This is a genomic window from Mycolicibacter hiberniae (genome assembly GCF_010729485.1).
In the GTDB taxonomy this organism is placed as follows: domain Bacteria; phylum Actinomycetota; class Actinomycetes; order Mycobacteriales; family Mycobacteriaceae; genus Mycobacterium; species Mycobacterium hiberniae.
Genome location: NZ_AP022609.1, coordinates 2816115 through 2838689, shown reverse-complemented (window position 1 = coordinate 2838689; position 22575 = coordinate 2816115). Strand labels below are relative to the sequence as shown.

Sequence of the window (22575 nt, the reverse complement as noted above, 5' to 3'; positions counted from 1 at the left end):
GTCAGCGCCCCAGCGCGGTGTAGCGGGCCTCGGCGGCCTCTTTGAGCGGTCCCCACCAGTTTTCGTTGGCGCGGTACCAGTCGATGGTGTCGCGCAGGCCGGCTTCGAACTGTGTGTGCTGCGGTCGCCAGCCCAATTCGTCGCGCAGCACCGACGGGTCGATGGCGTAGCGCAGATCGTGGCCGGGCCGGTCGGCGACGTGGTCGAAGTCGTCGGGGTCGTGGCCCATCAGCCGCAGGATGGTCTGCAGCACACTGCGGTTGTCGCGTTCGCCGTCGGCGCCGATCAGGTAGGTGGCACCGATGCGGCCGCCGGTGAGGATCTGCCAGACCGCACTGTTGTGGTCGTCGACGTGGATCCAGTCGCGCACGTGTGCGCCGCTGCCGTACAGCTTGGCCCGGCGCCCGGTCAGCAGATTGGTGATCTGGCGCGGGATGAACTTCTCCACGTGCTGATACGGCCCGTAGTTGTTGGAGCAGTTGGAGATCGTGGCCCGCACCCGATAAGAGCGCACCCAGGAGCGCACCAGCAGATCGGCGGCGGCCTTGGTCGACGAGTAGGGACTGGACGGACGGTAGGGCGTCGTCTCGGTGAACCGGCAGGGGTCGTCGAGCGCCAGTTCGCCATAGACCTCATCGGTGGACACATGGTGCAGCCGCACCTGATGGGCGCGCACCGCCTCCAGCACGGTGAAGGTGCCGATCACATTGGAGCGCAGGAACGGCTCCGGATCGGCCAGCGCGTTGTCCACGTGGGTTTCGGCGGCGAAGTGCACCACCGCGTCGGTCGCCGGATCCAGCTCGGCGACCAGTTTGGACACCAGCGCCGCATCGGTGACGTCGCCCTGTACCAGCTGGAACTCGTCGGAGCGGGCATCGAGGCCGTCGAGCGATTCGCGGCTGCCGGCGTAGGTCAACGCGTCCAGCACGGTGATCGACGTGCCCGGATGCTGGGCCAGCGTGCCGCGCACGAAGTTGGCGCCGATGAATCCGGCGCCACCGGTCACCAGCAGACGCATGGGGAAACCATAACCGGCGGCGGCCTGGCGACGTCTGGGCTGCTGCCGAGCGGGCCCTGGTGCCCGCCACGGCGGCCCAGACCCGGGTAGGTGCGCGGATCGCTCAGTCGCGCGGTGTCAGGCCCAGCGGTCCGGCCAGCTCCTTCAGCGTCGGCACCAGGCGCTCCCAGCCGCCCAGCACTTGGATCGCCACCTGATCCGCGCCGGCCTGCAGGTGCTCGTCGAGCCGGGCGGCGATCTGTTCGGCGCTGCCGTGGGCCACGACCGCATCGATGAACCGGTCGCTTCCGGGCGCGCGCAGATCGCGGTCGCCGAAACCCATCCGGTGCCAGTTGTTGACGTAGTTCGACAGTCGCAGGTAGAAGCCGACCGCCTCCCGTCCGGTCTCGCGGGCCGCGGCCGCGTCGGTGGACAGCACCACCTTGTGCTCGGGCGCCAGGAACACCGATGGTCCGATCAGCTCGCGCGCGGTCGCGGTGTGCTCGGGGGTGGTCAGATAGGGGTGTGCCCCGGCGCTGCGCCGGGCGGCCAGCTCGAGCACCTTGGGGCCCAGCGCGGCCAGCACCCTGCGGCTGGTCGGCACGCCGGCCGCGTCGAGGGCATCCAGGTACTCGTTCAGGATGCGGTAAGGACTGCGGTACTCGGCGGTGGCCTCGCGGTGCCCCACTCCGATGCCGAGCAGGAACCGCCCCGGGTAGGCGGCTTCGATGCGGTGGTAGGACTCGGCGACCGGCTCCGCCGCCGCCGTCCACACGTTGACGATTCCGGTGGCGACCTGCAATGTCGACGTCGCTTCCAGCAGCGGTTCGACGAACGCCAGGTCGGCGGCCGGCGAGCCGCCGACCCAGATGGCGCCGTAGCCCAGCCGTTCGATCTCGGCGGCCTGCTCGCCGGTGGGGGACCCGAAGGTCCACACCGCGTAGCGGCCCAGGTCGGGTTTGAGTGCGAAGGTCTCCGACATCGTGACTCCTGTGCTGGTCGCAGTTACTCGGTGGGCAGTGGATGCGAGTTGGGCACGGGTGCGGGTTCAGTGGCAGGCGGACGCAGCATGGCCGCGACGTCCACCCCGGATGCCTTCAGCGTCTCCAGCACCTTGGCAATGCCCAACGGACTGATACCCAGCAGACCGCCGAGCGCATCCTGGGCATCGCCGGCGCCGCCGACGATCGACAGCCGTTCGATGTCGGACAGCGGCGCGGCCGCGGCCTGGGTGGCCGCAACCACCGAGTTCAACACATCGGGGAGCAGCAGCATCCGGGCCGCCTCCGCGCTGTAGCTGTTGAGGGCGTTGGCGATCTCCTTCTTGCCCTCGGCTTCGGCGAGCAGCTTCGCCTTGACGCCGTCGGCCTCGGCCTGGCGTTCCACCCGCAGTGCCTCGGCGGCCGCCTTGCGCGCGTCGGCCTGGGCTTCGCCGGCTTGCCGGGCCGCCTCCGCCTGGGCCTGAGCCGCCAGGATCGCGGCCTGGCGCTGGCCCTCGGCGCGGGCCACATCGGCCTGCCGCTGCGCCTCGGCGGGGGCGATCACATCGGCCTGCAGAGCGGCCTGGGCCTGCTCGGCGCGCCGCTGCTCCACTTCGATGCGGGCCTGCACCCGGGCGGCCTCGGCCTGCTCGACGGCGATCCCGACATCCTTCTCGGCGCGGGCGTGTGCCAGCGGACCGGCCTGGTCGGCCTGGGCGTTCTCGGCCTCGGTCTGGGCGCGCAGCCGGGCCAGTTCGACGTCGCGCTTCTGATTGGCGACGGCGATCGCGGTATCGGCTTCGGCCTGGGCAACCGCTCCCTCCTGACGGGCCTTGGCCGACCGGATCTGGGCGTCCCGCTCGGCCTCGGCGGTGCCGACTGTGGCGTCCCGTTTCACCTCGGCGATGCGGCGCTGACCCAGCGATTCCAGATAGCCGTTGCGGTCGGAGATACCGGCGATCTTGAGGACGTCGACTTCCATGCCGATGCGGGCAAGGTCGGTGCCCGCCTCCTCGACCACGCTGCGGGCCAGCGTGTCGCGGTTGGAATTGAGATCCTCGACGGTCATCGTCGCGGTGATACCGCGCAGGCTGCCGGCCAGGATGTCGTTGATCTGGCGCTGCAGATCGTCGAGGTTCGACGTCAGGAAGCGCTGCACGGCGGTCTGCACGGCTTCGTCGGCCGAGCCGATCCGGACCAGGCCCACAGCTTCCACGTTGACCGGCACCCCGTTGTTCGACAGCGCGTTCTGCAGGTTGATGCTGACGTTGAACGGCTCCAGGCTCATGATGTCCACCCGTTCGATACCCGGCATCCGGAACCTGGCACCCCCGCGTACCACCTTCGGCTGACCGCGCCCGGTGAAGACCGCGACCTCGTTCGGCGGCACCTTGACGTAGTTGCGGACATAGATCATCGGCAACCCGACCAGCAACAGCAGTGCTGCCACAGCGCTGATGGTCACGATCAGGACAAGTGACATGGTTACTGCCTCTCCGGCCGGTTACTGCGGGGGTACTGCCACGACGTGCAGGTAATCGGCGTCGACATCAGCGATGTAGACGCGGGTCGCTTTGGCAAGATTCAGCGGTTCCGGGCTGATCGCCCGGGACCGGACCCGGTTGCCGTCGGGGTCGACGAACGCCACCTCGCCCCACCCGCCGGGCGGCACGTCGAGCGTCACCGTGCCCAGCAGGCCGATATAGGCCGACCGCCCGTGCTGAGAGTTGGCTTCCTGCCGGCGCAGATAGGGCAGCGCCACGCCGTGCACAAGGCAGACCAGTGCGACCCCGGTGCCGAGCCCCAGCGCGCCTGCGGCCGGCGTACCGAACCCGGCCCACGTCCCCACCAGCCCGCCGGCACCCGCTCCGACGAGAGCGGCCGACAAACCGGTCAGGTTCAGGAACGGCATCCCGTCATGCCCGAGGTCGGTCAGCAGCACGGCGACCAGCAGTGCGATCGCGCCGACGGCGAATGCCGCCAGGTACACAATCGTCACCACGCCCACCTCGATTCAACCGGCGACTGCGGGCGGCCGTCACACCGGCCGTCGCGGTCATCCTCGCATGTCGCTGCCTGTGTGGATGCGGCATTTTGGTGTGGGAGGCGGATGCGGGTATCGTAGGTCGACGGTGCGGCGTCCGCGTCGACTCTTGCGTGCCCAGTCTGAAGTTTTTGGTGTTGAGCCGAGAATTTCCTGTCACCGGCCCACGTTTTGCAGTCGTAGTCGGTGCTGCGCCGTGACGGGCGCATGCACATGCCACGAAGAATAAGTCAGACACGGAGGATCGCCGGAGCGTAATGGCCAAAAAAGACGGGGCAATCGAGGTCGAGGGTCGAGTGGTCGAACCCCTGCCCAATGCGATGTTTCGCATTGAGCTGGAGAACGGACACAAGGTGCTCGCCCACATCAGCGGCAAGATGCGGCAGCACTACATCCGTATCCTGCCGGAAGACCGGGTGGTCGTGGAGTTGTCTCCCTATGACCTGTCCCGGGGTCGCATCGTCTACCGGTACAAGTAGCTCCCGAGCGCCGTCGAAACACGTCAACCAGCGATGAGAACAGGACCAGAGCAGCCGTGAAGGTGAACCCCAGCGTCAAGCCGATCTGCGACAAGTGCAGGGTGATTCGTCGGCACGGCCGGGTCATGGTGATCTGCGCGGACCCGCGCCACAAGCAGCGTCAGGGCTAGCGGCCGACCGGCGCTCCCCGACGACACGGATCACCCGCCCGGCGCAGCCGGGCATCAGCAACAACTGAATGCAGACCTCCCAGTACCAGTGAGCGGCTGGCATCTTTAGAGATGGGCCGCCTCACACACGCCCGGATCGGAGGCCGGGCCCCGGAGCAGTCGGCCGGGAACGGGCTGGGATCACAACCTCCGTAACGAAGATGAAAGGGGCATGCCCCCATGGCTCGACTTGTGGGCGTCGACCTGCCGCGCGATAAGCGCATGGAGATCGCGCTGACCTACATTTACGGCATCGGCCGTACCCGCGCTTGCGAGATCCTGGCCGCAACCGGTATCGACAAGGACCAGCGCAGCAAGGACCTGACCGACGACCAGCTCACTCAGTTGCGTGACTACATCGAGCGCAACCTGAAGGTGGAGGGCGACCTGCGCCGCGAGGTGCAGGCTGACATCCGTCGCAAGATTGAGATCGGCTGCTACCAGGGCCTGCGGCACCGTCGCGGTCTGCCGGTGCGTGGCCAGCGGACCAAGACCAACGCGCGCACCCGCAAGGGCCCCAAGCGCACCATCGCCGGTAAGAAGAAGGCCAGGTAATCGTCATGCCACCGAAGAAAGCGACCGGCCCCAAGAAGGGTCAGAAGACCCGGCGGCGGGAAAAGAAGAACATCCCGCATGGTGCCGCTCACATCAAGAGCACCTTCAACAACACGATCGTGACGATCACCGACCCGCAGGGCAACGTGATCGCGTGGGCGTCGTCGGGCCATGTGGGCTTCAAGGGCTCGCGTAAGTCCACGCCGTTCGCCGCGCAGCTGGCCGCCGAGAACGCCGCCCGCAAGGCGCAGGAGCACGGCGTGAAGAAGGTCGACGTCTTCGTCAAGGGTCCGGGTTCGGGCCGGGAGACCGCGATCCGTTCGCTGCAGGCCGCGGGCCTGGAGGTCGGTGCCATTTCTGACGTCACGCCGCAGCCGCACAACGGTTGCCGTCCGCCCAAGCGGCGCCGGGTCTAGGAGGTTTAGGAAAACATGGCTCGTTACACCGGACCCGCCACCCGCAAGTCCCGCCGTCTGGGCGTAGACCTCATCGGTGGTGACCAGGCATTCGAGAAGCGGCCCTACCCGCCCGGCCAGCACGGTCGCGCGCGGATCAAGGAAAGCGAATACCGCCTGCAGCTGCAGGAGAAGCAGAAGGCGCGCTTCACCTACGGCGTCATGGAGAAGCAGTTCCGTCGCTACTACGAGGAAGCCGTCCGCCGGGGCGGCAAGACCGGCGAGGAGCTGCTGCGCATCCTGGAGAGCCGGCTGGACAACGTGGTTTACCGCGCCGGTCTGGCCCGCACCCGTCGGATGGCTCGCCAGCTGGTCAGCCACGGCCACTTCACCGTCAACGGTGTGAAGGTCGACGTGCCCAGCTACCAGGTGTCGCAGTACGACATCATCGACGTCAAGGACAAGTCGATCAACACGGTGCCGTTCCAGATCGCTCGGGAGACGTCGGGCGACCGCCCCATCCCGGGTTGGCTGCAGGTGGTCGGGGAGCGGCAGCGCATCCTGATCCACCAGTTGCCCGAGCGTGCGCAGATCGTCGTCCCGCTCACCGAGCAGCTGATCGTCGAGTTCTACTCGAAGTAGCTCACTCGGGGCTTAGCCCCGAGTACCCCCAACCGGCATCAAATAGCGGGTGCCAGAAGGAGAAAGAAAACCATGCTGATCTCGCAGCGTCCGACCCTGTCCGAAGAGGTTGTGGCCGACAACCGGTCTCAGTTCGTCATCGAACCCCTCGAGCCGGGCTTCGGCTACACCCTGGGTAACTCGCTTCGGCGCACCCTGCTGTCGTCGATCCCCGGCGCGGCCGTCACCAGCATCCGCATCGACGGCGTTCTGCACGAGTTCACCACCGTGCCCGGTGTGAAGGAAGATGTCACCGACATCATCTTGAACCTCAAGGGCCTGGTCGTGTCCTCCGAGGAGGACGAGCCCGTCACCATGTACCTGCGCAAGCAGGGCCCCGGTGCGGTCACCGCCGGTGACATCGTGCCGCCGGCCGGCGTGACGGTGCACAACCCCGACATGCACATCGCCACGCTGAACGACAAGGGCAAGCTCGAGGTGGAGCTGATCGTCGAGCGCGGCCGCGGTTACGTCCCGGCCGTGCAGAACAAGGTCTCCGGCGCCGAGATCGGCCGGATCCCGGTCGACTCGATCTATTCGCCGGTACTCAAAGTGACCTACAAGGTGGAGGCCACCCGCGTCGAGCAGCGCACCGACTTCGACAAGCTGGTGCTCGACGTCGAGACCAAGAACTCGATCAGCCCGCGGGACGCGCTGGCCTCGGCCGGCAAGACCCTGGTCGAGCTGTTCGGTCTGGCGCGCGAACTCAACGTGGAGGCCGAGGGGATCGAGATCGGCCCGTCGCCGGCCGAAGCCGACCACATCGCGTCGTTCGCCCTGCCCATCGACGACCTGGACCTGACCGTGCGGTCCTACAACTGCCTCAAGCGCGAGGGTGTGCACACGGTCGGGGAGCTGGTGGCTCGCACCGAGTCCGACCTGCTCGACATCCGCAACTTCGGCCAGAAGTCCATCGACGAGGTCAAGGTCAAGCTGCACCAGCTCGGCCTGTCGCTCAAGGACAGCCCGGCCAGCTTCGACCCGTCGCAGGTTGCCGGCTACGACGCCGCCACCGGCACCTGGTCGGCTGACACCGGATACGACGAGCAGGACTACGCCGAAACCGAACAGCTGTAACGAATTTCCGTCCCGGCCCTACCTGATACGGGGGTCGGCCCCATTTAGGAGAAGACCCCATGCCCAAGCCCACCAAGGGTGCCCGCTTCGGCGGCTCGTCCTCGCACCAGAAGGCGTTGCTGGCGAACCTGGCCACCTCGCTGTTCACCCACGGCCGGATCAAGACCACTGAGCCGAAGGCGCGGGCATTGCGGCCGTACGCCGAGAAGCTGATCACGCACGCCAAGAAGGGCACGCTGCACAACCGGCGTGAGGTGCTCAAGAAGATCCGCGACAAGGACGTGGTGCACTCGCTGTTCGCCGAGATCGCTCCGCACTTCGCGGACCGCAACGGTGGCTACACCCGCATCATCAAGGTCGAACCGCGTCAGGGCGACAACGCCCCGATGGCCGTGATCGAGTTGGTTCGGGAGAAGACCGTGACGTCGGAGGCCGACCGCGCCCGCCGGGCCGCGGCCAAGGCCGAGAAGGCTGCCCCCAAGACCGAGAAGGCCGAGAAGCCCGCCAAGGCCGAGGCCGAGGGGACGGTTGAAGAGCCGGCCGCCGAGGCGACCGAGGCCGAAGCCACCGAGGCTACCGAAGCCACCGAGGCTGCTGAGGCCACTGATGCGGCCGAGGGTACCGACGAGTCCTGACGATTCGGCCGAAGTCGTTCGGCTTCGGCTCGACATCGCCTACGACGGCACGGATTTCGCCGGATGGGCGGTTCAGGCAGGCCAGCGCACGGTCGCCGGGGTGCTCGATGAGGCCCTGACGACCGTGTTCCGCACTCCGGTGCGGTTGTTCGCGGCCGGACGCACCGACACCGGTGTGCACGCCACCGGTCAGGTGGCCCACCTCGACATCCCGGCTGCGACGCTGCCGCATGCGTATTCGCGGACCCGCCGTGACGGTGAACCGGAGTTCTTGGCCCTGACACGGCGATTGGCGCGTTTCCTGCCGATCGACGTGCGGGTGCTGCGGGTGCAACGCACCGTTGCCGATTTCGACGCCCGGTTCTCGGCGCTGCGGCGTCACTATGTCTACCGGCTGTCGACCGCACCCTACGGGGTGGCGCCGCAAGAGGCCCGCTACATCACCGCGTGGTCGCGTCCGCTGGACGTCGACGCGATGGCGCAGGCTTCCCGAAGCCTGGTGGGGCTCCACGACTTCGCCGCTTTCTGTCGCCATCGCGAGGGTGCCACCACCATCCGGGACCTGCAGCGTCTGGACTGGGTGCGCGACGGGGATCTGGTCACCGCGCAGGTCAGTGCCGACGCATTCTGCTGGTCGATGGTGCGGTCCCTGGTCGGGGCGGTGCTGGCGGTCGGTGAGCACCGCCGCGACGCCGCGTGGTGCGCCGGGCTGTTGAATGCCGAACGCCGCTCCAGCGACTTCACCGCCGCGCCGGCGCGCGGGCTGACGCTGGTCGGCGTCGACTATCCGCCCGACGACCAGCTTGGAGCCCGCACCGTCATCACCCGGGACCTACGGACCCGTTAAACCGGCTGTCATAGCAGCCCGGCGACGAACGAGGCCGCCTGGGTGGTCATGGAGGGTGTGTAGCCCGAATGCGCGGCGAAGTTGCGGCCGGGAGAGCAGACCGGATCACCGCCGGTGCACAGGTCGATGGTCTTGAACCCGTACACCGGACTGTTGGTCAACGGCTGCCCGATTTTGTTCGACGGATTGCCGAAGACGGCGATGGCCGCGACGTGCTCGGCGGCCTCGGGCGGCAATGGCGAGGTGAAACCGAAGCCGGGCACCGGGGCCGCGGCGACGATGTCGATGACCGCGGCGCCCTGCGAGTACCCGCCGAGCACCAGGCGGGTGCCGGGGCAGTTCTGCACCATCCACATCACGTGGGCGCTGGCATCGTTGGCCCCGTCGGCGGCACGGCCGAAGTCGTAGCTGGCGGGATAGTTCACCGCGTAGGCACCGACCGATCGGCCCGTTTGGCTCCGCAGTGCACCGACCAGCCCGTCACCGACGCGGCCCAGGCCCGGCGGCTCGTTGGTTCCGCGGGCGAAGACCACCTCGACATCAGGGCAGCCGTCGGCTGAGGCCTCCGGCAGGGCCGACGCAGTGGGGTCCAACAGCAGCGCTGCCGCAGCAGCACCCGAGGCCAGGATGCGCAGTTCCTTCATGGTGGGCGATAGTAGCGAAAATAAGCCTTGATCAGCTAAATAACTGCCGTGGTCCTGGTCACGGCGCCAGCGCCGAGACCGGCCCCGCGGCCCGCAGCCGGCCGGCGATGAAGTTGGCTGCCTGGCTGGTCAGGGCGGGAATGTAGCCGTCGGTGTGATCGGTCCACTCGTTGCCGGGCCCGTCATGGCAGATCGGGTCGCCCGGATTGCACAGGTCGAGCGCCTTGGCGGCGAACAGGGCGCTCTGCACGCTGATCGGACCGCCGGCCCGGATCGCGGGGTTGCCGAACGTGGTCACCGCCACCACCTGCTTGGCGTATTCGGCGGGCAGCTGGTTGCCCCAGCTGATGCCGCCGACCCGCGTGCCGGTGACGATGTCGATCACCGAGGCGCCCTGGGAATAACCGCCCAGCACCAGCTGAGTGTTGGGGCATACGTTGGCCGCGTCTCTGACCCGCCGGATCACGTCGTTGGCTCCATCGCCACCGCCCAGCTGCAGTCGCCCTGCGGGGTAGTTGACCCCGTACTCGTCGACTCGCTTGGAGGTCTGCTGGCGCAGCGAGTCGATGAGGGCGCGGCCCACCCGTCCGACGCCCGGCGGCTCGCTGGTACCGCGGGCGAAGATGACCTCGACGTCCGGGCAGTCGTAGGCGGTGGCTCTCGGTGCCACGCCCGGTGCCGCCGCCGGCAGGGTCAGTAGTGCGCCAGCCATCAGGACCGCGGAAAAAATGCTGTTCAACGGAGCAAAACGCATACCGGAGATGGTACCCAAGCCGCAGTTCGATACCGACGGGTCTGTGGAAAGCCGTGCACCGTCGCACCGGTCTTGCCGATAGTCTCGCCGCACAGACCGCGCGGGGACGGGTGGCGAGATGGCGGGACGATCGGGGACGCAGCTCGAACTCAGCGCCCACCGCTTTGCGGCCCGCCGGCTGGCAAGGGCGCTCTCCCGCGGCGAGGTGACCGGCGACCCCGCCCCCGGGCGGACCGCGCTGGGCCTGAGCTGGCTGGTCAGTGCGCTCGTCGCCGCGGGGGCGGTGGTGCTGGCCGTCGTGCGGCCGCAGTCGGTGCTGGGTGACGAACCCATTGTCCTGGACCGGGCCAGCGGGGCACTGTATGTCCGCGTCGCCGACGTGCTGCATCCGGTGTACAACCTCGCCTCGGCGCGGTTGATCGCCGGTGCCGCCGACCCGCTACCGGTGGACGGCGAGGCGATCCGGCGCGCCCGGCGGGGCCCGCCGCTGGGCATTCCCGGTGCTCCCGGCGTCCTCGGGGCGGCGACGCCGGCCGCGCAGACCTGGTCGCTGTGTGACGACACCGCCGGGACCACGCTGTTCGTCGGTCCCATGCCACGGCAATCGGCCGGCGTCACGGCGCAGGAGGCGGTGCCGGTGGACTCCGAGTCCGGGGCCCGCTACCTGCTGGTCGACGGACGGCGGATCGCCGTCGATCCCGCTGACCCGGTGCTGGCCGCCGCGGTGTCGCGGCGCGTTTCGGCCCTGCTGCTCAACGCGATCCCCGAAGCCCCCGACGCCTCGCCGGTCGACCCCCGTCGGCTGCGGATCGCCCCCGCGACGCTGTGCGCGCACTGGCGCCCCGAGGTCCCGGACGTGATCACCTTGTCCACCGGGGCCTTCCTGTCCACCGGGGAGACCCCGACGGCACTGGCGCAGGCGGATGGGCCGGGGCCCGCCCTGGATGCGGTCTACCTGCCGCCGGGACACACGCCCTACGTTCGCGCGGTCGATACCGCCGGCCATCCCGTGGGTTCCGGCTATCTGATCGCCGACACCGGGGTGCGGTACGCCGTCGCCGACGATGATGCGGCGCGCAGCCTGGGGCTTCCGGGCCCTGCGGCCGGGGTGCCGTGGCCACTGCTGGCCGGGCTCCCGGCCGGCCCCCGGCTCAGCCGGGACCAGGCGCTCCGGCCCCGCGACCTGCCCTCCGGCGAGCCGCCAACCGGGCGATGACGGCCACCAGCAGCGCTGCCAGCAGCAGCGCAGTGCCGGCGACGGCGGTGCCCAACCCGGCGGCACCCGTGGCGGGTCCGGGGGGCAGGATCACGGCCGGGTCCTGCGACGGTGCCGGGCCACCCTGCTCGCGGGTGGCGGCTGGTTCGAAGGTCAGCGCGGCCAGCGGGTCCACCACGCCGGCGCCGACGTAGTCATCGCGCCCGCCCGGTGGCGGGTGGGCGGTGGCCGTGATCCGGTCCATCACCTGACGCGGCGTCCACTGCGGGAACCGCGCGCGGATCAGCGCAGCCAGACCGCTGACCACAGGCGCGGCAAAACTGGTGCCGCGCAGCGCCGAGCCGTCGAGACTGTCGGCCATCGCATCGGCGACGGTGCTCAGCGAGAGCACCGACTCGCCCGGGGCTGCCACGTCGACCCAGGGGCCGGGCGCCGTGAAGGCCGACGCGGCGCCCACGCCGTCCACCGAGCCGACGGTCAGTACGTAGTCGTCGTACCAGGCCGGGGTGACGATCATGGGCTGGTCGCCGCCGCACCCCTCGTCGGTGTTGCCCGCCGCGGCGACGACCACGGTGTTCTTCACCTCGACCGCATAGGCCAGGGCGGCTCCCAGCGCGCGGTCGTCGAGGCCGGAGCTCTCGGGCCGGCAGGCCACCGCGGAGATGTTGATGACCGATGCCCCCAGGTCGGCCGCCGTGCGCACCGCCGCCGCCAGCGTGTCGACGTCGCCGATGCCGGGGGCCGCGCCGACGGCACTGAATCTGGTGCTGGACTGGCGGATGGCGATCACGGTGGCCAGCGGCGCCACCCCGGCGAACCGGTCAGTCGCGGGATCGGGTGCGGCCGCGATGATTCCGGCGACCAGCGTGCCGTGCCCGTCGCAGTCACGGGTGCCGTCGCCCGTGGACACGTAGTCACCGCCGCCGACCAGGCCGGGCAGGCGCCGGTGTAACGCCACCCCGGTGTCGATCACCGCAACCCGCTGGCCGGCCCCCCGGGTGAGCGCCCACGCGGCGCTCAGGTCCAGCTCGTCGAGTTGGGTCGTCGGCCCGCCCGGGCCCAGCGACGGCACGGTGCACACGTCGCGCTGCACGGTGGGGCGGGTCGGCGCGGCCGGCGCCGGCGGGGGCAGTCGGGTGCCGTCGACCGGGGGCGGGGCCACCGCGTTCGCCGGCGGCGCCCACGCCGACATCGCCGCCATCAGGGCGGCCGCGGTCAATCGAGCGATCCGCCGGCGCCGCACGGTTCACCCCACGCTCAGCCCGCGGGCGACGCTGTAGAGCCCCACCAGCCAGCAGGCCAGCGGTGCCAGCGAACCGAGCGCCAGGCCCTCCAGAACCTCGGCGCCGCGCCGGATCGACACGGACGCGGGGGTGGCGCCGAAACCGAGCGCCGCGGCGGCCAGCGCCACGGCCAGCCCCGCCGGCCACTGCCGTGCCCCGCTGAACGACGCGCCCAGCAACGCGATCCCCAGCGTGGCGGTACCACCGGCGACCAGCGCCGCGATGTGGGCGCCGTCGCTGTGCGAACGGGCGCGCAGCGCCAACGCCGCACCGGCCGCCGCCGCGAACACCACACCGGCGGCCCGCGGCGTCCCGGCGACCGGTGCCGCGGCGATCACGCCGGCGGCGCCCAGCACCACCAGCCCCGACGCCACCGCCACCAACCCGGTCAACAGATCGTGAGCCTGACCGGCCCGGGCGACGGCTGCCTGCGGGCTGCGGGACAACCCGGTGGCCGCGGCGGCAACGCGGTCGGCGATGCGGGTCAGCCAGACACCGGCGCACGCCGCCACAACGGCCAGCCGTGCCAGGCCGGACCCGCTCAGCGCGACGGCCGTGGCCGCGACCGCCGCCAGCACCGTCAGCCCGGCCAGACAGCACAACATGGTGCGAACCGGTGCACCGCAGCCGCTCGACGGAACGGTCAGCAGGGCTACCGTTCCTGCCGCCGCGAACGCCAACAACAGGTTGGGGGCGCCGGGCCCGCCGGGGACGGCCACGAAACCGGCTACCCCGGACAGGCCGCTCGCCGCCAGCGCGGCACTGAGCCGGCGCGCCCCCGGACTCCACGGGCGCTGCATCGCCTGAACCCCGGCGGCCAGCTGCTCGGCCGGATCATCGCAATACACCTGCGGCGCGGGGCACGGCGCGTAGGTCAACACCAGTGTTGCGCCGTCGCGGATCCCCTGTTGCGACAGGGATTTCGTACCGTCCAGCGCTGCCTTTCCGGGCTCACAGAGGCGATAGGGGCGCAGCGGCGGCGGGTCCGCCCCGGGTGGCAGGACGTCCACAACAGCGGGGATCAGCGACGCGACCGGAACGCCGGACGGCAGGGCAAGGTCGGCGTGCGCGCGGTCGGTGTATATCGCCACCCGGCGCAGGCCGGAATCCGGAGTGGACACGTCGCGTTCCCCTTTCGCCCTCGATGGGGCGACGCTACGGCCCCGTCGGAGCACGGGCTTGCGGCTATCCACAGCCGAGTTGCGGGTTCCCACGGGGCTTCCTACCGTGTGCCGATGACCGGTCCCGCTCCGTGCGTGACTCCACCGTCGCCGCCGCCGCAGAACGAAATCGGCGTCGCTGCACCGCCATCGGTTCGCGACGGCGACCATCGGATGATCCTGGCCCGGCTGCTGCCGATCGGGGCGGCCGTGGCCATGCTCGCCGTCACCGTCATCGCCCACCGCGCCGGGGTGAGCGCCCTACGCAGCCCGGTAGCCGTGTTGCCGGTGATGATGCTCAGCTCGGCGGTCGCCCTCGCAGTGGCGGGACGCAGTCGTTCGGGCGGCAACGGCATCGATGATGACCGCCAAAGCTATCTGGCCTATCTGAGCCGGCTGCGCGGCGCCGTCACCGAAAGCGCTGCGGCCCAGACGGAATTTGCGCGGTGGTCACATCCTGACCCGGACGTCCTGTGGCAGCTCACCGGTGGGTCCCGGCAGTGGGAGCGCGAGCCGGCCGATCCGGCTTTCGGCTCAGCGCGGGTGGGCATTGGGCCGGCCGTGCCGGCCAGTCGACTGGTCGCGCCCGCGCATGACCCGGCGAGCCGGGCCGACCCGGTCGCCGATGCCGCGCTGCAACGTTTTCTCGACACCTATGCCACGGTGCCCGAGCTGCCGGTCACGCTGCCGGTGCTGGGCGGCGAGCCGTTGCTGCTGGACGGCGACGCCGAGCGGGTAGGCGGCCTGCTGCGCGCACTGATCTGCCAGCTCGCCGTCCTGCACGCCCCCGCCGTGCTGGCGATCGCCGCGGTCACCAGTTCGCGCCAGCGTGACTGGGACTGGCTGAAATGGCTTCCCCACCACCAGCACCCGTCGGCATCCGGGGGAATGCTGCTGCTGACCTATCCCGACCTGGCGGCCGCCGAAAGCGACCTCGCCGGCCGCCGGGCCGTGGTGATCAGTGACGACCCGGCAGGTCTGCGGGTAGCCGAGGCAGGAGCGCGCGGCGCCGCTCGCCGCCTGGCCGTGTCGGCAACAACGTTGCACGACCGCGACGGCCGTCTCGGCCAGCCGGACTACCTGAGCCTCCCCGATGCGACGGTGTGCGCTCAGCGACTGGCCGGCTGCCGGGCGGCCGGCTCCGGCCGCGGCGACCGGGGGTGGGCTGAGCTGCTGGGCATCGACACCGTCGACGGCTTCGACCCGCCGGCTGCCTGGGCGGGCGCGGCGGCGCAGCGGTTGTGCGTTCCCATCGGCACCGACGACGCCGCCGGCCCGGTGCTGCTGGACATCAAAGAGGCCGCCGATCGGGGCAGCGGTCCGCACGGACTGTGTATCGGCGCCACCGGATCCGGGAAATCGGAGTTTCTGCGCACCCTGGTCCTGGGCATGGTGGCGCGTCACTCGCCTGAGGACCTGAACCTGGTCCTGGTCGACTTCAAAGGCGGCGCAACTTTCCTCGGATTCTCCCAGGCCCGCCACGTCAGTGCCGTCATCACCAATCTCGCCGAGGAGGCGCCGCTGGTCGACCGGATGCGCGACGCACTGGCCGGAGAGCTGCAGCGCCGCCAGCAGCAGTTGCGCGACGCCGGGCTGCCCGGCGTGGCCGCATACCGGCAGGCGCGCGCGACGCAGCCGCAGCTACCGGCCCTCCCGGCACTGCTGCTCATCGTCGACGAGTTCTCCGAACTGCTGCACCGCCACCCCGACCTCCTCGACACCTTCGTCGCAATCGGCCGGCTGGGCCGGTCGCTGGGAATCCACCTGCTGCTGGCCAGCCAGCGCCTCGAAGAGGGCAGGCTGCGCGGGCTGGAAGCGCACCTGTCCTACCGGGTGTGCCTGAAGACGATGTCAGCCGCCGAATCCCGGATCGTCTTGGGCACCACGGCTGCGCACGACCTGGAGAACACCCCCGGTCTGGGGTTTCTGCGCACCGCCGACGGCACCGTACGGCGATTCCAGACGGCCTATGTCTCCGGTGTGTGCCCGCGCCCCCTGTCGGCGCCCGCCGCGGTACAGCCGTTCACCGCCGCGCCGATTCACCGCCCCGCCGCCGCACCCGATCCAGGCGCGCGCACCGTGATGCAGGCGATGCTGCACAGGGTGTCCGGGCACGGCGCCCAAGCGCGCCGAATCTGGCTGGCACCCTTAGGCGATTCCCCGGACCTGGGATCGGTGTTGCGCAGCAACCCTGCTGCCCACCTGAGCGTTCCCGTCGGCGTCGTCGACCGGCCATTCGAGCAGCGGCGCACCGCCTTGTGCGTCCGGCTCGACGGCGCAGCCGGACACGTCGCAGTGGTCGGCGCGCCGCAATCGGGCAAGTCGACCGCCCTGTGCACCCTGATCGCCGCACTGTGCGCCACCCACGATGCGGCCCGGGTCGTGTTCTACTGCCTGGACTTCGGCGGTGGCATGCTTTCGGGCCTCGGCGCCGTGCCGCAGGTGGGCGCGGTGGCCGACCGTGCGCACCCCGATCTGGTCGGGCGGATGGTCGCCGAACTGCAGGCTGTGGTGGCGCGCCGCGAAACCGGCGCCGACCGCGATGCGGAAGGCCAGGGCGTGGCCCCCGACGTCTTCCTGGTGATCGACGGATGGGCTGCGCTGTGCCGCGAATTCGACCTCGAAGCCGCGATCGTCGCACTGGCCGCCAGCGGACTGTCCCACGGCGTGCACGTGGTGCTGGCTGCGTCGCGGTGGGCCGAGGTGCGGCCCGCCCTGCGCGACCTCATCGGCACCCGCATCGAGCTGCGCCTGGGAGATCCCGCCGAATCCGAACTGGACCGCCGGCAAGCCCAGCAGGTGCCGCAGGATCGGCCCGGGCGCGGTCTGACTGCCGAGGGCATGCACATGCGGCTCGCCCGGCCCGAAAACTGGGCGCCGCTGCGGCATCCCGACGGTGTCGTCGCCCCGCCGATCCGGTTGCTGCCGGCCGTGGTGGCGCCCGCAGATGTGGCCGCGGCCGCCGCCGGACTGCCGGTACTGGGCATCGGTGAACCCGAACTGGCCGCCGTCGCCCTCGATTTCGGCCGGCAACCGCACCTGCTGGTCCTGGGCGAGAGCGAGTGCGGCAAGACCTCGGCGCTGCGCACGCTGTGCCGGGAGCTGGTACGCGCCCACACCGCCGAGCAGGCCCAACTGCTGGTGGTCGACTACCGCCGCGGCCTGCTCGAGGTGGTGCCGCCCGGGCACCTGGGCGGCTACGCGGTAACCGCGCCGATGCTCAGGAGCCAATTGGCGGACGTGACCGCGCAGCTGTCCGCACGGTTACCCGGCGCCGGCCTCGCCCCGCAGCAGCTACGCGCCCGGTCCTGGTGGTCCGGCCCGCAGTGGTTTGTGGTGGTCGACGACCACGACGTGGTGACCGCGGGCTCCGGCAATCCGCTGACGCCGCTGCTGGACTACCTGCCCTACGCCGGCGATGTCGGGCTGCACCTGATCGTGGCGTGCCGCACCGGCGGTGCCGCCCGGTCGGCGTATGAACCGACGCTGACCGCGCTGTCCGATCTGGGCGCGATGCGGCTGGCGATGAGCGGCGCGGAGGCCCCCGGCGGCTGGGGGCGACCCGCCGACCTGCCGGCCGGGCGCGGCACGTTGACCACGCGGGCCGACGGGCCGCGGCTGATCCAGGTGACCTGGGAACCATGAGCGCCGGGCATCGGGCGGTGATCGAGGCCGGGCCCGTCACCATTCGGCGGCTCTGCTGCGGCGGCGCCGAAGCGGCCGGTGCCGTCGCGGCGGTGGAATGGATCGACGACCCGGTCGGGCTGGTCGCCGGGCAACCGGTCGCGGTGCCCGAGCTGCTGCGCGACGTGCTGGCCTGCGCCCCGCCCGCGGTGGCGATGGAGCTCATACACCCGGCGTGGTGGCCGAAACGACGCGTGGCGGCGCTCACCGCGGCCGCCGGCGCCGTGCCGGTGCGCATCCGGTCGCGGTCGACGGTGCTGGCCGGCGCAGCCGGTGCCGCAGCGGTCGTGGAGATCGCCGACGGCCTGGTTGCCGTCACCGGCACCGGAATTCCCGGGATGGTCGCCGAGCCGCGCATCGGCGACCCCGGCGAGGTCGCCGACGCAGTGGCCCGCCGGGTCCTGGCGGCGCTGGGAGATCGTCGCGACGGCGTGGTGATCGACGCGCCGGCCGGGGTCGGCGGGGCCCCGGCGCTGGCGAGCATGATCGACCACCGGTTGGGACCCGAGGTGCGGGTGACCGTGGCCGACGGGCTGCCCCCGGTTCGCCCGGCCGCCGGTACGCCGGTCGCCGCTGCGACCGTCGCGAGGCATCGCCGGCGGCGCCGGCCGGCTGCCGCCGCACTGGGATTGGCTCTGCCGGTCGGCTGGGCGCTGGTGGTGCACCCGGGCACGGCACCGGCCCCCGTGCCCACGTCGTATCTGCTCGACGGCGCGGTGGCGATGCAGGTCCCGGCGGACTGGACGGTGCGGCGGGTCAGCGGTGGGCCCGGATCGGCACGGGTGGAGGTGGCCAATCCGGCCGATCCGCATCAGGTGCTGCACCTGACCCAGATGCCGGCCCCGGCCGGCGCGCTGGCCACCGTCGCCGATCCGCTGCAGCAGGGATTGCGGCGCGCCCAGGCCGAGACGCCGGGGGTGTTCGTGGACTTCGATCCGGCCGGCACCAGTGCAGGCCGGCCCGCGGTGACCTATCGCGAGGTGCGCGCCGACCGTCAGATCGCCTGGGCGGTGCTGGTCGACGGCTCGATCCGGATCGCTGTCGGCTGCCAGAGCGGCCCCGGCGGCGCCGACACCGTGCGCACCGTCTGCGAGCAGGCGGTGCGGTCCGCCCATGCCGTTGGGCGTTGACCGCCCGCCCGCGAAATCGCCCGGTGGGGAACCGGCGGGAACCGGAACGGGCGTATCGCCGTCGAACTACGTATCAGCGAACCGACGACGATAGGGACTGATGTGGCTACACCTTCCGGGCTGTCCGGATCCGCCGGCAGCACCGCGCTTCGTGCCGACTTCGACGTCATGCGCGCCGTCGCAGCGGCCACCGACGCCCGCAACGAGGAGATCCGGGGCATGCTGCAGGCGTTCGTCGCCCGGATGCGCGCGGTTCCGGAGTCGGTGTGGTCGGGCCTGGCAGCGGCCCGGTTCCAGGACGTTGTGGATCGCTGGAACTCCGAATCGCTGAACCTGCATCACGCGCTGGCGCGTATCGCCGAGACCATCCGGGGCAACGAACGTGCGCTGCGTGAGGTGGCTGAGGCCCACTCGCACCACATCGCCGCCGCCGGCGACGGAATCTGACCGGTGCCGGGTATGGACACCGCACTGTCGTACGACTTCGACGAGATCGAATTCGCTGTCCGCCAGGAGATCCACACCACGGCCGCCCGGCTCAACGGGGCCCTGGAGGAGTTGCGGTCGCAGATCGCACCGCTGCAACAGGTCTGGACGCGGGAGGCGGCCGGGGCCTACCACGCCGAGCAGCTGCGCTGGCAGCAGGCGGTCGAGGCGCTGAACCAGATCCTGGTCGATCTCGGCCGGGCGGTGCGCGACGGCGCCGCTGATGTCGCCGACGCCGATCGCCGCGCCGCGGGAGCCTGGGGGAGGTAGGAGAGGCCGCCCCCGAACCGGTGTGGCCCCTGGGGATGGAGAGCCGTCGGGGGCCACACCGGTTGAACGCCCCGGCAGTCGCCGTTTTGACCTGCCCGGATCGCCCCCGGTAAGCTGCTCCGTTGGCGTGCGGTGCCTGCGGGCACAGCGGGTCTCGGGTCACTGTCGGTCGCCGAGAACCACCCCGCCGTCCACGCCGGACCGGCACCCGGCTCATACCGGGATCCGCAAGTCCGGGACGACCCGGCTCGAGTTGAAAAGAAGAGGTAAGCGCTGTGCCCACCTATGCGCCGAAGGCGGGTGACACCACACGTTCGTGGTATGTCATCGACGCCACCGACGTGGTGCTTGGCCGGCTCGCCGTTGCGGCAGCAACCCTGCTGCGCGGCAAGCACAAGCCGACATTCGCGCCGAACGTTGACGGCGGTGACTTCGTCATCATCATCAACGCCGACAAGGTCGCCATCAGCGGCGACAAACTGCAGAAGAAGATGGCTTACCGCCACTCGGGTTACCCGGGCGGGCTGCGCAAGCGCAGCATCGGCGAGCTGATGGAGACCCGTCCCGACCGTGTCGTGGAGAAGGCGATCCTCGGGATGATCCCGCACAACAAGTTGGGTCGTCAGATTCAGCGCAAGCTGCACGTCTACGCCGGGCCGGTGCATCCGCACACCGCCCAGCAGCCGATCCCGTTCGAAATCAAGCAGGTGGCGCAATGACCGAGACCGCATTTGAAGGTGCTGAGGTCCCCGAGGTCGACGAGACCGTCGTTGAGGTTGTCGAGGACGTAGTGCACGAAGACGCCGAGCCGGCCTACCAGCCGCACTACCTGGGCCGTCCCATCCAGACCGTGGGCCGCCGCAAGGAGGCCGTGGTCCGGGTGCGCCTGGTGCCCGGCACCGGGAAGTTCGACCTGGACGGGCGCACGCTGGAGGCCTACTTCCCGAACAAGGTGCACCAGCAGCTGATCAAGGCTCCGCTGGTCACCGTGGACCGGCTGGAAAGCTTCGACGTCTACGCCCATCTCGACGGCGGCGGTCCGTCCGGCCAGGCCGGGGCGCTGCGTCTGGCGCTGGCCCGCGCGCTGATCCTGGTCCAGCCCGAAGACCGCCCGGCCCTGAAGAAGGCCGGCTTCCTGACTCGTGACCCCCGGGCCACCGAGCGCAAGAAGTACGGTCTCAAGAAGGCCCGCAAGGCTCCGCAGTACAGCAAGCGCTGATCTGCGATTGCATTCTGGCAGCGAGTTGGGGGTGCCTTCCGCACGCGGAAGGTGCCCCCGGCTTGCTTTTGAGGGCGGTGGTTTCCGGTCCGACACCGGCGTGTCGGGCCGGGAGCACGCACGCTCGCGGCGATAAAGGATAGTTATGGGTCGACTTTTCGGCACCGACGGCGTCCGCGGGGTTGCCAACCGCGAGCTGACCGCCGAGTTGGCGGTTGCGCTGGGCGGCGCCGCGGCGCAGCGGCTGTCCACCAGCACCGAGCGCCGGGTCGCCGTCGTCGGCCGCGACCCCCGCGCCAGTGGCGAGATGCTGGAGGCCGCGGTCATCGCCGGGTTGACCAGTCAGGGCGTCGACGCGCTGCGCGCGGGCGTCCTGCCGACGCCCGCGGTGGCCTATTTGACCAGCGCATACGATGCCGATTTCGGCGTGATGATCTCCGCCTCCCACAATCCGATGCCCGACAACGGCATCAAGTTCTTCGGCCCGGGCGGCCACAAGCTCGATGACGCCACCGAGGACCAGATCGAAGACTTGGTCGCCGCCGGCCCGGGACTGCGCCCGATCGGCGCCGAGCTGGGCCGGGTGGTCGATGCCCCCGACGCGCTCGATCGCTACCTGCACCACCTGAGCGAGGCCAACCCGATCCGGCTGGACGGCCTGACCGTGGTCGTGGACTGCGCGCACGGTGCGGCGTCGCAGGCAGCGCCGGATGCCTACCGCGCCGCCGGTGCCACCGTGATCGCGATCAACGCCGACCCCAACGGACTCAACATCAACGACGGCTGCGGGTCGACGCACCTGGAGCCGCTGCAGGCGGCGGTACGTGCTCACGGCGCCGACCTGGGCTTGGCGCACGACGGCGATGCCGACCGGTGCCTGGCGGTGGACGCCGACGGCAACGTGATCGACGGCGACGCCATCATGGTGGTGCTGGCCCTGGCCATGCGCGACGCGGGCGAACTGGTCGATGACACCCTGGTGGCGACCGTGATGAGCAACCTCGGCCTGCACCTGGCGATGCGCGACGCCGGGATCACGGTGCACACCACCGATGTCGGTGATCGCTACGTCCTGGAGCAACTGCGGGCCGGCGGATTCACCCTCGGCGGCGAGCAGTCCGGTCACGTCGTGCTGCCCCAGGTGGCCACCACCGGTGACGGCATCATCACCGGCCTGCGGCTGATGGCGCGAATGGCCCAGACCGGGCGCCCGCTGGCCGAACTGGCCGCGGCGATGTGCACGCTGCCGCAGGTGCTGATCAATGTGGAAGTCACCGACAAGGCCGACGCGGTGGGCCATCCGGCGGTGCGCGAGGCGGTTCGGCGCGCTACCGAGGAGCTCGGCGACGCCGGCCGAATCCTGTTGCGGCCCTCCGGTACCGAACAGCTGGTGCGGGTGATGGTGGAGGCGGCCGACGAGGAGACGTCCCGCCGGGTCGCCGCCGAGGTTGCCGACGTGGTGCGCGCCCGGCGCTGACTCGGGCGAATCGGCGGGAACCCCGCTCGCCGTGGCGGCGTCCTACCCGTATGGGACAACTGAAGCTCTACCTCGATGCCGCCGCGTTGTGTTCGGTGGCCGACCACTTCGACACGACCGCGGCGGCCATGGACACCGCCACGCGAATCCGGCTGGGCGGATTGACCTTCGGCGGCGCCACGGCGGGCCGCGACTGTTTCGGGGCGGGGGAGGAGCTGCGCCGCGCCCTGCACGGCTGGGTTCCGGAGCTGATCCGCTGGTCACGGGCCGCCACCGAGATCGCCGCGGCGCTGCGGGCCGCGTCGGCGCGCTACCGGCAGGTGGAGGTGCTGGCGGCGGAGCGAGTCGGCTGA

25 protein-coding genes are annotated in these 22575 nt (G+C 70.7%); 17 read left to right on the top strand and 8 right to left on the bottom strand.

Annotated features, from left to right (window positions below; translation table 11 throughout):
- Position 1: 1 nt before the first annotated feature.
- The 4 genes from rfbB to G6N14_RS13380 form a co-directional block, all read right to left on the bottom strand.
- Positions 2-1018: a dTDP-glucose 4,6-dehydratase gene (rfbB, locus tag G6N14_RS13395; protein ID WP_085135222.1), complete on the bottom strand. Its 1017-nt coding sequence runs from the start codon at positions 1016-1018 to the stop codon at positions 2-4.
- 103 nt (positions 1019-1121) lie between these two features.
- Entirely contained in the window at positions 1122-1979 is an 858-nt protein-coding gene (locus G6N14_RS13390; RefSeq protein WP_085135221.1) for an LLM class F420-dependent oxidoreductase, read from the bottom strand.
- Between the two features lie 23 nt (positions 1980-2002).
- The gene (locus G6N14_RS13385) at positions 2003-3460 is read right to left on the bottom strand and encodes a flotillin family protein (RefSeq protein WP_085135220.1); all 1458 of its coding nucleotides are present in this window, start codon (positions 3458-3460) and stop codon (positions 2003-2005) included.
- A gap of 21 nt (positions 3461-3481) precedes the next feature.
- Positions 3482-3976 (bottom strand): hypothetical protein, encoded by a 495-nt coding sequence (locus tag G6N14_RS13380; RefSeq protein ID WP_085135271.1) that lies wholly within the window; start codon positions 3974-3976, stop codon positions 3482-3484.
- Between the two features lie 302 nt (positions 3977-4278).
- On the opposite strand from G6N14_RS13380, the gene infA reads away from it, so the two are divergent.
- The 8 genes from infA to truA all read left to right on the top strand — a co-directional run bounded on the left by infA (position 4279) and on the right by truA (position 8899).
- Entirely contained in the window at positions 4279-4500 is a 222-nt protein-coding gene (gene infA, locus G6N14_RS13375; protein WP_003418601.1) for a translation initiation factor IF-1, read from the top strand.
- 56 nt (positions 4501-4556) lie between these two features.
- A complete protein-coding gene (rpmJ, locus tag G6N14_RS13370; protein ID WP_046318639.1) occupies positions 4557-4670 on the top strand; it encodes a 50S ribosomal protein L36 in 114 nt (37 codons plus the stop codon).
- Positions 4671-4889: 219 nt separating this feature from the next.
- The gene (rpsM, locus tag G6N14_RS13365; protein WP_085135219.1) at positions 4890-5264 is read left to right on the top strand and encodes a 30S ribosomal protein S13; all 375 of its coding nucleotides are present in this window, start codon (positions 4890-4892) and stop codon (positions 5262-5264) included.
- Positions 5265-5269: 5 nt separating this feature from the next.
- Entirely contained in the window at positions 5270-5680 is a 411-nt protein-coding gene (gene rpsK / locus G6N14_RS13360) for a 30S ribosomal protein S11 (protein ID WP_046189661.1), read from the top strand.
- 15 nt (positions 5681-5695) lie between these two features.
- Positions 5696-6301 carry a 30S ribosomal protein S4 gene (gene rpsD, locus G6N14_RS13355; RefSeq protein ID WP_085135218.1) on the top strand — a complete coding sequence of 202 codons (606 nt, stop codon included), beginning with the start codon at positions 5696-5698 and terminating at the stop codon, positions 6299-6301.
- A gap of 72 nt (positions 6302-6373) precedes the next feature.
- Positions 6374-7417 (top strand): DNA-directed RNA polymerase subunit alpha, encoded by a 1044-nt coding sequence (locus G6N14_RS13350; RefSeq protein ID WP_085135217.1) that lies wholly within the window; start codon positions 6374-6376, stop codon positions 7415-7417.
- A 59-nt stretch (positions 7418-7476) separates the two neighbouring features.
- On the top strand, positions 7477-8052 hold the full coding sequence (gene rplQ, locus G6N14_RS13345; protein WP_085135216.1) for a 50S ribosomal protein L17: 576 nt from the start codon (positions 7477-7479) through the stop codon (positions 8050-8052).
- The gene (truA, locus tag G6N14_RS13340; RefSeq protein WP_085135215.1) at positions 8024-8899 is read left to right on the top strand and encodes a tRNA pseudouridine(38-40) synthase TruA; all 876 of its coding nucleotides are present in this window, start codon (positions 8024-8026) and stop codon (positions 8897-8899) included. Before rplQ ends, truA begins: the two co-directional genes overlap by 29 nt.
- Positions 8900-8907: 8 nt before the next feature.
- Here truA and G6N14_RS13335 read toward each other — a convergent pair whose 3' ends face one another.
- Together G6N14_RS13335 and G6N14_RS13330 are read right to left on the bottom strand one after the other, a co-directional pair.
- Positions 8908-9543 carry a cutinase family protein gene (locus tag G6N14_RS13335; protein WP_085135214.1) on the bottom strand — a complete coding sequence of 212 codons (636 nt, stop codon included), beginning with the start codon at positions 9541-9543 and terminating at the stop codon, positions 8908-8910.
- Between the two features lie 58 nt (positions 9544-9601).
- On the bottom strand, positions 9602-10297 hold the full coding sequence (locus G6N14_RS13330) for a cutinase family protein (RefSeq protein WP_085135213.1): 696 nt from the start codon (positions 10295-10297) through the stop codon (positions 9602-9604).
- Positions 10298-10415: 118 nt separating this feature from the next.
- Between G6N14_RS13330 and eccB the strand changes: the two genes are divergently transcribed.
- On the top strand, positions 10416-11513 hold the full coding sequence (eccB, locus tag G6N14_RS13325; RefSeq protein ID WP_085135212.1) for a type VII secretion protein EccB: 1098 nt from the start codon (positions 10416-10418) through the stop codon (positions 11511-11513).
- Here the strand turns inward: eccB and mycP are convergent.
- Together mycP and G6N14_RS13315 are read right to left on the bottom strand one after the other, a co-directional pair.
- Entirely contained in the window at positions 11449-12756 is a 1308-nt protein-coding gene (gene mycP, locus G6N14_RS13320) for a type VII secretion-associated serine protease mycosin (protein ID WP_407663113.1), read from the bottom strand. The two genes, eccB and mycP, sit on opposite strands and share 65 nt — an antisense overlap.
- 3 nt (positions 12757-12759) lie before the next feature.
- Positions 12760-13917, bottom strand: coding sequence for an EsaB/YukD family protein (locus G6N14_RS13315; RefSeq protein WP_163787159.1), 1158 nt, complete (start codon positions 13915-13917; stop codon positions 12760-12762).
- A 114-nt stretch (positions 13918-14031) separates the two neighbouring features.
- On the opposite strand from G6N14_RS13315, the gene eccCb reads away from it, so the two are divergent.
- From eccCb to G6N14_RS13275, 8 genes are all read left to right on the top strand, one after another.
- Positions 14032-17601 (top strand): type VII secretion protein EccCb, encoded by a 3570-nt coding sequence (gene eccCb, locus G6N14_RS13310; RefSeq protein ID WP_085135210.1) that lies wholly within the window; start codon positions 14032-14034, stop codon positions 17599-17601.
- Positions 17598-18770: a type VII secretion-associated protein gene (locus G6N14_RS13305; RefSeq protein WP_085135209.1), complete on the top strand. Its 1173-nt coding sequence runs from the start codon at positions 17598-17600 to the stop codon at positions 18768-18770. Before eccCb ends, G6N14_RS13305 begins: the two co-directional genes overlap by 4 nt.
- A 102-nt stretch (positions 18771-18872) precedes the next feature.
- Complete coding sequence (locus G6N14_RS13300) at positions 18873-19217, top strand: WXG100 family type VII secretion target (protein ID WP_085135208.1); 345 nt, start codon at positions 18873-18875, stop codon at positions 19215-19217.
- A 12-nt stretch (positions 19218-19229) separates the two neighbouring features.
- Positions 19230-19526, top strand: a complete 297-nt coding sequence (locus tag G6N14_RS13295; protein ID WP_085135207.1) for a WXG100 family type VII secretion target — start codon at positions 19230-19232, stop codon at positions 19524-19526.
- 275 nt (positions 19527-19801) lie between these two features.
- On the top strand, positions 19802-20245 hold the full coding sequence (gene rplM / locus G6N14_RS13290; RefSeq protein ID WP_024443784.1) for a 50S ribosomal protein L13: 444 nt from the start codon (positions 19802-19804) through the stop codon (positions 20243-20245).
- Positions 20242-20745 carry a 30S ribosomal protein S9 gene (gene rpsI, locus G6N14_RS13285; protein ID WP_109559761.1) on the top strand — a complete coding sequence of 168 codons (504 nt, stop codon included), beginning with the start codon at positions 20242-20244 and terminating at the stop codon, positions 20743-20745. The genes rplM and rpsI overlap by 4 nt, the downstream gene beginning before the upstream one ends.
- 145 nt (positions 20746-20890) lie before the next feature.
- Positions 20891-22222, top strand: a complete 1332-nt coding sequence (gene glmM, locus G6N14_RS13280) for a phosphoglucosamine mutase (protein ID WP_085135206.1) — start codon at positions 20891-20893, stop codon at positions 22220-22222.
- Positions 22223-22272: 50 nt separating this feature from the next.
- A complete protein-coding gene (locus G6N14_RS13275; RefSeq protein WP_085135205.1) occupies positions 22273-22575 on the top strand; it encodes a type VII secretion target in 303 nt (100 codons plus the stop codon).